This window comes from Thalassospira sp. UBA1131 (assembly GCF_002311515.1).
Taxonomy (GTDB): Bacteria; Pseudomonadota; Alphaproteobacteria; order Rhodospirillales; family Thalassospiraceae; genus Thalassospira.
Genome location: NZ_DCAO01000026.1, coordinates 1,854 through 13,820 on the forward strand (window position 1 = coordinate 1,854; position 11,967 = coordinate 13,820).

Here is an 11,967-nt window from a genome sequence, read left to right on the forward strand (position 1 = left end):
CCCACCGCGACCTTAAGCCCGGCGATGATCGCCCAAACCGGATCGCTGCCAAGTTCAATCAGCGTGCTATTGGCGATCATCGCCAGTGGCACGATATAAAGCCCGATACCAAGCGCCATCGCCGTTCCGGCGACCTTGAGCCAGTTTTCCTCGACCATGCCCGCGGCAATGAACACCGCCCCACAAACCGGCGGCGTAATTGTCGATAAAAGCGCAAACCAGAACACAAACAGATGCGCCTGAAGCGGTTCAAGCCCGAGCTCTATCAACGCAGGCCCGGCGACCGAAACACAAATCACATAGGCCGCCGTGGTCGGGACTTCCATCCCAAGAATCAGACAGGCAAGTGCCGTCAGCAAAAGAGCCGGCCACAACATGCCGCCCGATCCGGAAATCAGAAGCGAGGTGATCTTCACACCAAGTCCGGTCAGGCCGAGAACCCCGATAACGATTGATGCGCACAAGATGATCGAACCGATCATTGCCACCTGACGCCCGGCATTGAGGCAGACATCGGCAAGCCGTTGCTTGCTGCGCGGCAAATCAACCGTCAGATCCGCATCAAGCAACAGCAAGGCTGCCCCGGCCAGAAGCGCCAGACAGGCGGCATATTGTGGTGTGTAACCGCCGCCAAACATTCCCCAAAGCAAGACGGTAAATGGCACCAGGAAAAAGGCCGAAGTAATCACGACCGACCGCAGGTTCGGGCGATCTTCCTTTGGCACACCGGGAAGGTCATAACGCATGGCAAAGGCATTGATGCCAACCCAAACGGCAAGGAAATAAAGGACAGCTGGCAAGATGGCCGCGACCATGATGTCGACATAAGGCTTGCCGGTAAGTTCCACCATGACAAACGCCCCTGCCCCCATCAGTGGTGGCATAATCTGCCCGCCACTGGATGCCACGGCCTCAACCGCCGCGGCCAGACGTTTCGGGTAGCCAAGCTTGGTCATGGCAGGCAGGGTAATCGCCCCGGTCGAGGCCACGTTGGCCGATGCAGACCCCGATATCGAGCCAAACAGGGCGGATGACACGACGGAAACCTTTGCCGCCCCGCCCTTAAGCCGACCGGCGGCGGCACCTGCGACATTCATGAAGCCCTGACCGGCTTCGCCGCCATTCAGAACCGCCCCGAAAATAACGAAGATCGCGACGATATTGACCGATACGCCGGTCAGGCTGCCCCAAAGGCCGCCCTCGGCGATGGTCAAGGTGCCCAGCATGCTTTCAACTGGCAGCCCGGCATGGCCGAATTCGCCCGGAATATGTTGGCCAAACAGCGCATAAAGCAGTGCAATTGCCGCCACCGTTGGCAACGGCCAGCCAATTGCCCGGCGCGCCATTTCAAGCACAATCAGCAATAACGCCGCTGCCAGCACGATCTGGCTATTTCCCATCAGGAAACCGTATTGGTCGCCAAGCGTCTGATGATTGGCAACGATCCAACCGCACCCGATCAAACCAATCAGGGTCAGGATGATGCCAGAGATTTTCTGTGCAGGGGTTTGGGCAACAAAGATCAACGCCCAAGGAAGGGCAAGCGCCATATGGATTGGGCGGCTTACAAGATTGGGAACCAATCCTGAAAAAATCAGCCATAGGTGAAAGGCAATTGAAACGGCGCCAAGGGCGATCCAGAAGGGACGAGTGGTGGCTGACATAATGTAAATGGCTTGTTTGACAAGAAACGGCCCGGCAAAACTGCCGGGCCTTGAACATGTTATCTGATCAGCACTTATCGCTGATCGTCGCGGATGGAGAACCCAACTTCGTCATAGTAACGCAGTGCACCGGGATGCATTTTGCCCGTGATGTTGGCAAGCATTTCCGGGCTGACGCCGTTCCACCACGAAGAGCTTTCACCCATTTTCGCCTTCTGCTCCCAGAAGGTTTTGGTGAGCGCATAAGCCGTATCGGCATCCATCTGGGTGGTGGCAAAGGCAACAACGGAAAGCGATGCGGTGGTGATGTCTTCTTCCTGACCGTTATAGGTCCCGGCCGGAATGACGGTTTTGTCACGCTTGGTTTCGGCAAGCTGATCTTCGGACAGCGATAGAACAATCACATCGGTTCCTGCCGCGGCCTCGATCACGTTCGGAGCGGGCCAGGAACCAGCGGTCACGAAACCATCGATCTGACCGTTTTTAAGGGCTGCCACCGCATTGGACAGTTCGGCATCAGCCAGATCGACCTTGCCTTCAAGACCAAACAGCTGAAGGTATTTTTCACCTTCGCGCGCACCAAAGGAGCCCTTGCCAAGCAGGATGGTCTTGCCTTCAAGATCGGCAAAGCTGGTCGCGCCGGAATCAGCACGCATCACGAAATGCATGGTCAGCGACGGGATCGGGAACAGGGCACGGACTTCGGCAAACTTTTCGGTCGGACGTCCGTCGAACGGGCCTTTGCCGTTCTGTGCCAGGCTTACGAGACCGGGCGGGGAGGTAAAGACATAATTGCCCGGACGCACCATGGCTTCCATGACGTTCTGAACCGAACCCTGGCTTTCCTCGACGGTGACGATGATATCGCCATCGGTGCCGGTTTTCATCGCCTCGGCAAACTGGGCGGCCATCTGGTAATAGGATGACGCGGCCTTTGCCGATTTCAGGGTGACGCGGGTTTCAGCCTGCGCGGCATTCGCCACGGACAAGGCCATCATACCGGCGGCAATCACACCGAGTGTGCGCAAAATTTTCAAGGTTTCCTCCCCTTGTATGGTCGGTTCATCAGTTGGCTTGAATGCCGATTATCATCAATGAACCTGAAGTCTGGTGGCGAAACGCAAAATCCAACCCCGGATCGCGGGAATTTTGGCAAATTGCGTCTGATTTCGGTCCATAGAAAGCATCAACACCCCCAAGGTCAAGCTGCTTGTGCGATTTTCAACGAACAAAGCCTGCTTTGGCGCCAAGTAAAGCCGCTTTACACATATCAGTTGCGCGAAACCGGCACTATGCGCGTGGGCCAAGCGGGATTAAAGAAGGTTCATAATTTTTGCGGAACTTCTTGTGCGCCGTGGTGTTAAACACAAAATGCACTATTCCCCTTGTGTGCCAAGGGCTTGTAAGGATTGACACGGTCGATCCCCTTGCCGCAGGGTGCCTGCCTGATTGAAACTCAAACGAGGATGCCATGCCGCGTTCGCCGGTTGCCCTTATTATTGCACTGTCTGCAACGCTGTTCGCCGCGTTTGCGCTGAATAGTGGGGCATCTCTGCAATCATCGCTGCTTGCACTGCGTGCATCCGCCGAGGGATTTGCGCCGGTCTATACCGGTATCATCATGGCATCCTATTATATCGGGTTCGTTGCCGGCATCATCTGGGGGGCGAGCCTTGTCAACCGGGTCGGCCACATCCGGACATTTGCCGCATTGGCATCGGCCGCGTCGGCCATCACACTTTTGCATGCCGTTCTGGTCGATCCGATTACTTGGTCGCTGTTTCGCATCATGACCGGCCTGTGTGTTTCGGGCCTTTATCTGGTGATTGAAAGCTGGCTGAACGCGCAAGCGGACAATACATCGCGTGGTGGGACGATTGCGATTTACATGACGGTTTCGCTTGGCGGGCTGGCGATTGGTCAGTTGTTGCTGAACGGTGCCCCGGTCAGCAGTTTCGAGCTGTTTACGGTGGCGTCCGTCCTGCTGTCGCTGTCGCTTGTTCCGCTTGCCCTGACCCGCCAGCCACCGCCTTCTGCGGTCAGCGGTGAACGCATGACATTCCGCCGTCTTTACAAAATTTCGCCGCTGGGCTTTGTTGCCGCATCGGGTGCGGGTGTTCTTTCGGGGGCGGTTTATGGTGTCGGACCGGTTTTCGCGGCTGACCTCGGACTTGCGACCAATGAAATCGCCTATTTCATGTTCTTCGTCATTCTTGGCGGCATGATCATGCAATTTCCGATCGGCAAGATTTCGGACATGGTGCCGCGCCAATATGTGATGATTTTCGTTCTGACCGGACTTGCGATCTGTGGCTTTTTCCCGCTGGTTGCGCCGGATCTTGTCCGCGACAATCTGACGGTCTGGGGCGGGATCACGGGCGTGTTCATCATGCCGGTTTACGGCCTGGCTGTGGCCTATGTGAATGACTACCTTGAGCCGGAGGATATTGTTCCTGCGTCAGGTGGTCTTCTGATCATTTATGGCGGTTCTGCTGCGTTTGGTCCAATTCTGGGATCCAGTGCAATCGGTTATTTCGGCCCGTGGGCCTTGCCGGTCCTGTTTTCAATTGTTGGTATTTGCGTTGCAAGCTTTGCAATGTACCGCGCTGGCTTTGGCCGTCGTATCTCGATCGAGGAACAGGGTCAGTTCGTTGCCGTGCCCCGCACGACGCCAATGGCGTTTGAGCTGTCACCGATTACCGACGATATCAGTCTCAATGACGAAGACGACAGCACAGAGTCAGATAGTGACACAAAACCAATGGACCCGCATGATCTGCAAGATGTGCTGACCCCGGATGGTACGGCACATCCCGACGACATCGGACAGGTACCGCCGGCAGACACGGACGGCACGACGGATCCGAATGAAGACAAGAAGATGTGAACGTCTGTCGATTGGGGCAGAATGATCAGGCTTCCATAATGCGGAAAACATCCCGCAATTTTGAAACCTGCTGTGGACCCGGGCCTGCTTCAACCCATATGTTGTGAACCAACGACAGGCGAGTTGCCTTTGCCGCGCTTTATGTGTTCGTCGGCAAAGCCATATTAATCGCCCGAAACAGTTCCAAGTCTGGTGAGAGAAAACATGACCCAACGCATCCAAGAAGGTGGACTTCAGATTGCAAAAGTGCTGCACGATCTGGTGGCCAACGAAGTCATTCCGGGAACCGGGATCAGTTCCGATCAGTTCTGGGCATCCTTTGAAAAGCTCGTCACTGAACTTGGACCCCGTAACAAGGCGCTGCTGGCAAAGCGCGACGAATTGCAGGCCAAGATCGACCAATGGCATCTGTCGCGTCAGGATCAGCCACGCGACCCGGCTGCCTACAAGGAATTCCTGACCGAGATTGGTTATCTTCTGCCCGAAGGCGATGATTTCTATATCACCACCACCCATGTCGATCCGGAGATTGGCCGTGTGGCAGGCCCACAGCTTGTCGTGCCAGTGATGAATGCGCGCTATGCGCTTAATGCCGCCAATGCGCGCTGGGGCAGCCTGTATGATGCGCTGTATGGCACCGATGTGATCGACGAAGCCGACGGCAAGGAAAAGACCAAGTCATTCAATCCGAAACGCGGTGCTGCGGTTGTGGCTTATGCCGCGAACTTCCTTGATGAAGCCGCCCCGCTTGCGACCGGCAAACATGCCGATGCCACGAAATACGAAGTGCGCGAAGACGCGTCAGGCTGGTGGACGCTGGTTGTCACCCTTTCGGATGGCAGCGAAACCGCACTTGAGCTGCCCTCCCAATTCATCGGTTACAACGAAAAGGACGGCAAGTTGACCGATGTCTTGCTGCGCCGTCACAGCCTGCATATCGAAATCCATATCGATCCGACGCATCCGATTGGCAAGGAACATGCCGCTGGCGTGTGCGATGTCATTCTGGAATCTGCGGTCAGCACCATTCAGGATTGCGAAGATTCGATTGCCGCCGTTGACGCCGAAGACAAGACCGTTGCCTATCGCAACTGGCTTGGTCTGATGAAAGGCACGCTTGAAGAAAAGTTCGAAAAAGGTGGCAAGACGATCACCCGTCGTCTGAACCCGGACCGGACCTATCAGGGCTTTGACGGGACTGAAGTTGTCCTGCCGGGCCGCAGTCTTATGCTGATCCGTAATGTCGGTCACCTGATGACCACCGACGCGGTGCTTGATGCCAATGGCGATGAAGTCCCGGAAGGCTTCCTTGATGCCATGGTCACCAGCCTGATCGCCAAGCATGACGTGATCGGCAATAACGAACTTTCGAACTCCCGCCATGGTAGCGTCTATATCGTGAAGCCGAAAATGCACGGCCCCGAAGAAGTCACGCTGACCAACGATCTGTTTGCCTTTGTCGAAAAGGCGATTGATCTGCCGGAACATACCCTTAAGGTCGGCATCATGGATGAGGAACGCCGCACGACGGTCAACCTCAAGGAATGCATCCGTGCCGCCAAGGACCGTGTGGTCTTTATCAATACCGGCTTCCTTGACCGTACCGGTGATGAAATCCATACCAGCATGGAAGCTGGCCCGATGGTCCGCAAGGAAGCGATGAAAGACCAGTACTGGATCGCGGCCTATGAAAACTGGAACGTTGATATCGGTCTTGAATGCGGCATGAAGGGCGTTGCCCAGATCGGCAAAGGCATGTGGGCCAAACCGGACCGCATGGCCGAAATGATGGAAGCCAAGATCGGCCATCCCAAGGCCGGTGCGAAATGCGCCTGGGTTCCGTCACCGACCGCGGCAACCCTGCACGCCATCCACTATCATCAAGTTGATGTCCGTGCGGTTCAGGACGAGATTGGCAAACGCGAACGCGCAAGCCTTGATGATATTCTGGCGATCCCGCGTCTGGGTGACATCAAACCGATGCCAAGCGAAATCCAGGAAGAACTTGATAACAATGCGCAGGGCATTCTGGGTTATGTTGTGCGCTGGATCGACAGCGGGATCGGCTGTTCCAAGGTGCCAGACATCAATGATGTCGGCCTGATGGAAGACCGTGCGACGCTGCGTATTTCAAGCCAGCATATCGCCAATTGGCTCCATCACGGCCTGTGCAGCGAAGAACAGGTGATGGAAACCATGAAGCGGATGGCCGCCGTCGTCGACAAACAGAATGCCGGTGACCCGACCTATCGCAACATGGCCCCGAACTTTGATGACAGCATCGCCTTTGCAGCCGCCTGTGATCTGGTCTTCAAGGGTCGCGAACAGCCGAACGGTTACACCGAACCGGTCCTGCATGCGCGCCGTCGCGAAGCCAAGGCAAAATACGGTTCGTAATCGCGACACCGCACATCAAACACACACAAAACAAAAGCCGCCCGACACATTCGGGCGGCTTTTATGTTGCAAGAAATGCTGCAGCATAAACTACAACATTTTTACTGGGGATCAATTCCCCAGCGTCATGATTTCATAGCCCTTTTCGGTGACAACAAGGGTGTGCTCGTACTGCACAGTCGCATCACCGGTATCGGCATACAGCGTCCAGCCATCTTCGCTATCAAGGGCCCATTTCGCGCCGCGTGACAGAAACGGTTCAATGGTAATCACCTGCCCCTTTTTAAGGGCGCGGCGTTCCTTGGGGTCATCCCAGGTCGGAATCGTGTGGGGATGTTCATGCAGCGACTTGCCAATACCGTGGCTGGCAAGATTGCGGATCAGGGTATAGCCACCCTTGCGGGCGAACATTTCGATCTTGAGCCCGATCTCGCGGATCGGCGCCTTGTCACGCACCACCTTGATGCCCGCCCACATGGCTTTCTTGCCGTCTTCGCAAAGCTTGGCGATTTCGGGCTTTGCCGTGCCGCAGATGAAGCTGGCACCGGTATCGGAAAAATAGCCATCAAGCGATGCCGAAACATCAATATTGACCAGATCGCCATCGGCCAGAACCTGATCGCCGGGAATACCGTGCGCGACCGCGTCATTCACACTGATGCAGGTCGCACCGGGGAACTTGTATTCGCTTTCCGGGGCGGACACCGCACCGGCATCCTCAAGAACCTTGCGGCCGATATCATCAAGCTCGGCGGTTGTAATCCCCGGGACAATGGCCGCCCCCATGACATCGCGCGCACGGGCACAAATCCGCCCGATCTTGCGCAATTGTTCGAGTTCTTTTTCGGATGAAATTGTCATGAAATGCTTATTGCGATGCCCTGAGACAAAGTCAAGAAAACCCGCATCTCATGCCAGCGACGACTTGCTACCGGACGGCTCACCATCATCAGACGCAAGCACATAACGGTTCTTGCCGCGCGCCTTGGCGGCATAAAGGGCATCATCCGCCTGATCGAGAAGCACATCGATGGTCTTGCCATGCACCGGACAAAGGGCGATGCCGATGCTCATATGAATGGAAACGCGATTGCCGCCGGTAATGAAGGGCATCTGGATGTCGTTCAATATCCGTTCGGCCAACATTGTAGCTTCGCCCTCGCCACTCGTTCCGACATGACACACCACCACCATCTCATCACCACCTAGACGCACGACCAGATCGCCACCGCGCACACAACGGCGCAACCGTTTTGCGACCTCGCGCAGGACATCATCGCCAGCTGAATGACCGAACTTGTCATTGATCGGTTTAAAATCATCAAGATCAAGCATCATGACCGCAAGCTGGGTCTTGTGGCGATCAGCATGGGCAAGGGCATGTTCGAAATAGACATCAAGTGCCAGACGGTTGCCAAGCCCAGTCAGGTTATCGTGATGGGCAATATGTTCCATCTGGCCAAGGGCCGCGTCCTTTTCCGTCAGTTTGGACAGCAAGGCATTGAGGCTGTTTGACAGGATCTTGATTTCTCTTGCGCCATCAAAATCCGGAAGACGTTCAATCTCGCCACGTTTCATTGCCTCGATCGAAAGGGCCATCTTGCCGATCGGTCCCACAAAGAAACCAGCCCCCCACCATGCAATCACGCTGGAGATGATACTTAACGCCAACCCCCACGCCATGATGTCGCGGCGCAGGACATAAACCGGCTCAAGCGCCTCTTCGACGGGCTGACGCACCAGGATTGACCAGTTCAGACCGGCATAATCAAGATGACCATCGGCCGGGGCATACCCCGTCAGATATTCCGCGCCATCTGGCCACGTGCTGATCTTCCATCCGATATTGCTGCGCTGTGCCTGCTGCAGAGCATCAAGCTCAAGCGATGATCCGACCAGCGCCCCATCCGCACCCAAAAGAACTGTGCCATCGGCTGATACGACAAATATATCGACATCCCGATGGATACCCTGTCCGGCAAAAAGGGTTTTGCGGACATTGTCGGCCCATTCCCAACTCAGATGGGTGGCAAGTACACCGGTGAACTGATCATTTTTATTGAAAAGGGGAACGGCAATATCGACGAACTGGATCGGCTCCCCGTTATAAAGCGGGAATTTTTCAGCCAACAATTTCGCGTCATGAACATCACCGATGAACTGTCCGTTCTTGCCGTACTGAAACACCGGGCGCTGTGAAACATTGGCCCCGAGCAACAAGTCATTCGTCGACGCAACCACCGTCCCGTCTCGATCAAGCACACCTATCCAGGTAAAGATCGGGATTTCGCGGCTTAGGCGATTGACGATGCTTGAAATCTGTTGGGTATCTTCGAGCTCTTGCAGGACAGAAAGCGTGCTTAGGACCGAAACCTCGCCACGGTGGGTCCACATGATACGGTCAAGCTCATCAGCCATCTGACGGGCAATATCAGAAACACCCAGACCAATCTGCTTTTGCAGATCAGCACCGGATCGCTTTCCGATCACAAAGCTCATCAGTACAGTCAGACCAACCAGCAGCAGCGCTGTTGCCAGAGCTACTTGCGCACGGATTCCGACCTGTAACAACTTGTTCAAGGCTGATCCTCTCACTCTCTATCACCGGGGTCTTCTTTTTGTTTTTGAAACCCTCAGCAGCGGTTGTTTTACCACACCGCTTTTATCAACGTGAATATAAGAATCAGCGGACGGCTTTTTAAGTAGTTGATTGAACAAAAATACGGCAACCGCGAAGGGCGGCCGCCGCATTACCCATATAGTTTTAAGCGCTGTTAGATGTCAAAAAACACGGTTTCGCCATCACCCTGCAAGATGATGTCAAACCGGTAGACCGGGATCGGTCCACTGTCATCACGATCAGCGATCAGGGTCTTGCGACGGGTTTTCTGTTCGATCAGGTTCAGAACAGGATCAGCTGCATTCGCATCTTGTTCGTCGGCGAAATACATCCTGGTATTCAGCCCGATATTGATACCACGTGCCACGATCCAGAAGTTGATATGCGGCGCCATGTCTTTGCCGTTGCGACCGGAAACCAGTCCTGGCTTGATGGTTTCAAAGCGATAGACGGCAGTATCGAAATCCGTTCCCGTCCGGCCCCAGCCGCGGAAATCCTCATCGATCTTGCCAGAATTCTGACGATCAAGTTCATGGTTATAACGCCCGTCTGCATTGGCCTGCCAGATTTCAAGCAGCGCATCACGCAGTGGCGTTCCGGTACCATCAATCACCCGCCCTTCGATGATGATCCGTTCCCCACGGGTGTTTTCATCGGCCAGAACGTTGGTGAAGTTGTTTTCAAAAATGTCAAAACCGGCCTGATTGGGAATGAGCCCGATATGGACATAGGGCCCCGCCGTCTGGGAGGCGGTTTCTTTGAGATAGTCAAGGCTTTGCACCATGGATCAGTTTCCTTCCAGACGGTTTTCAAACAGGGTTGAACGACGGCCGCGCAGGACGATGTCAAACTTGTAGGCAATGGTATCAAGCGGCACCGAGCCCTTGAGATCAATCGGCGCAATCAGGCGATTGATCGCATCCTCGTCCGGGATGACATGCACAATCGGACATTCCTTGATCAATGGATCGCCTTCGAAATACATCTGGGTGATCAGGCGCTGGGCAAAGCCGGACCCGCATACCGAAAAATGGATATGGGCCGGACGCCAGCTGTTGACGTAGTTGCGCCATGGATACGGACCCGGCTTAATGGTGCGGAAAAAGTAGTAACCGTTTTCATCGGTCAGCGCGCGGCCACAGCCACCAAAGTTCGGATCGATCGGCGCCAGATAGGTATCTTTCTTGTGGCGATACCGTCCGCCGGCATTGGCCTGCCAGAATTCGACCAGCGTATTGGGCACCGGACGGTTGTTTTCATCAAGAACCCGCCCATGCACGATGATACGTTCGCCAATTGGATCGCCATCCTTGGCGTAGTTGCGGATCAAGTCATTATCAAGCGGCCCCAGTTCGTTCTGACCGAAAACCGGACCGGTAATTTCCGACAAGGACCCTTGCAGCGACAGCAGCGACTGGCGCGGGGAACGCGCAACCGATGTCTTGTAAATCGGGGTGTAGCCAGCTGGCTGCAGCGTTCTGTCACGCTGATAGAATTCCATGATTTTTCCTCCGCAGATGATGCTCCGGACTGCTGAATGTCCGTGTTAAACGCATCCTGCGCGGCCAATTGCATAAAATAAATGCATCATTTATCATATTATTCATGAGCAATTTTGATCATTTGGAACTGGACGGCCATGCGTTGCGTCTGTTTCTGGCCGTTCTGGAAGAAGGGTCGGTCACGGCTGCCGCCGAACGGCTTGGCGTGACGCAATCGGCGGTCAGTCATAACCTGACCAAATTGCGCCGGATCATGCGCGATCCGCTTTTCACCAAATCAGGGCGTGGGATCGTGGCCACCGCGCATGCGCAAAACCTGGCCGAACAGGCGCGGTTTCTTCTTGATCAGATGCAGGCCTTTGCCAGTGGTGCGCATTTCGTGCCGGATGGCGCATCCATGAGCCTGACAATTGCCGCCAACGATCTGCAGCGTGATCTTTTGCTGCCAACACTGTTTCGCAGTCTGGAAGGCGCGCTTGCCAATATCCGGATGACGGTGGTGCCGTCCCTTCTGCCCGGACCGGCCTTGTTGCGCGAAAATCATTGCGATCTTCTGATTTCGCCGCGCCCGCCCGAAGGTGTGGATATCGTGCAAAAGCGCCTTCTGACCGATCATTACATGGTGTTTTATGATCCGGACATGCGCGACGCCCCGCAAAGCGATGACGACTATCTATCCGCGCGCCATATCACGGTGCGCTATGGCAATAACCGCACGCTTGAGTTTGACGACATGCTTGAAAATCAGGGTGTTGAACGCAACATCGTGTTGCGAGTACCTAACTTTACCGCCATTGCCGAATTCCTGCGCGGAAGCAATATGATCGCAACCTTGCCAAGCCTTCTCCAAAAACATGCGCTGCGTGATTTTGCCCGTGCGCCGATGCCGCTCGCGGG

The 11,967-nt window shown here is 55.2% G+C and carries 9 protein-coding genes; 3 read left to right on the forward strand and 6 right to left on the reverse strand.

Features of this window, described 5'->3' with window-relative positions; all coding sequences use genetic code 11:
- Positions 1 to 1,664: TRAP transporter permease (locus B3Z49_RS03710; RefSeq protein ID WP_296988313.1), on the reverse strand; the 1,664-nt coding region annotated here is incomplete at its 3' end.
- A gap of 74 nt (positions 1,665 to 1,738) precedes the next feature.
- Positions 1,739 to 2,701: a TAXI family TRAP transporter solute-binding subunit gene (locus B3Z49_RS03715; RefSeq protein WP_008889712.1), complete on the reverse strand. Its 963-nt coding sequence runs from the start codon at positions 2,699 to 2,701 to the stop codon at positions 1,739 to 1,741.
- A gap of 434 nt (positions 2,702 to 3,135) precedes the next feature.
- On the opposite strand from B3Z49_RS03715, the gene B3Z49_RS03720 reads away from it, so the two are divergent.
- Entirely contained in the window at positions 3,136 to 4,551 is a 1,416-nt protein-coding gene (locus B3Z49_RS03720) for an MFS transporter (protein ID WP_296988314.1), read from the forward strand.
- A gap of 204 nt (positions 4,552 to 4,755) precedes the next feature.
- The gene (locus B3Z49_RS03725) at positions 4,756 to 6,948 is read left to right on the forward strand and encodes a malate synthase G (protein WP_296988315.1); all 2,193 of its coding nucleotides are present in this window, start codon (positions 4,756 to 4,758) and stop codon (positions 6,946 to 6,948) included.
- Between the two features lie 111 nt (positions 6,949 to 7,059).
- Here B3Z49_RS03725 and map read toward each other — a convergent pair whose 3' ends face one another.
- The 4 genes from map to pcaH all read right to left on the reverse strand — a co-directional run bounded on the left by map (position 7,060) and on the right by pcaH (position 11,069).
- Positions 7,060 to 7,809, reverse strand: a complete 750-nt coding sequence (gene map, locus B3Z49_RS03730) for a type I methionyl aminopeptidase (RefSeq protein ID WP_008889709.1) — start codon at positions 7,807 to 7,809, stop codon at positions 7,060 to 7,062.
- A gap of 48 nt (positions 7,810 to 7,857) precedes the next feature.
- The gene (locus B3Z49_RS03735) at positions 7,858 to 9,528 is read right to left on the reverse strand and encodes a GGDEF domain-containing protein (RefSeq protein ID WP_296988317.1); all 1,671 of its coding nucleotides are present in this window, start codon (positions 9,526 to 9,528) and stop codon (positions 7,858 to 7,860) included.
- 194 nt (positions 9,529 to 9,722) lie between these two features.
- Entirely contained in the window at positions 9,723 to 10,352 is a 630-nt protein-coding gene (gene pcaG / locus B3Z49_RS03740; RefSeq protein ID WP_296988319.1) for a protocatechuate 3,4-dioxygenase subunit alpha, read from the reverse strand.
- Positions 10,353 to 10,355: 3 nt separating this feature from the next.
- Complete coding sequence (gene pcaH, locus B3Z49_RS03745; protein WP_296988320.1) at positions 10,356 to 11,069, reverse strand: protocatechuate 3,4-dioxygenase subunit beta; 714 nt, start codon at positions 11,067 to 11,069, stop codon at positions 10,356 to 10,358.
- Between the two features lie 104 nt (positions 11,070 to 11,173).
- Between pcaH and B3Z49_RS03750 the strand changes: the two genes are divergently transcribed.
- Positions 11,174 to 11,967 (forward strand): LysR family transcriptional regulator (locus tag B3Z49_RS03750; RefSeq protein WP_296988322.1); only part of this gene is annotated, 794 nt, incomplete at its 3' end.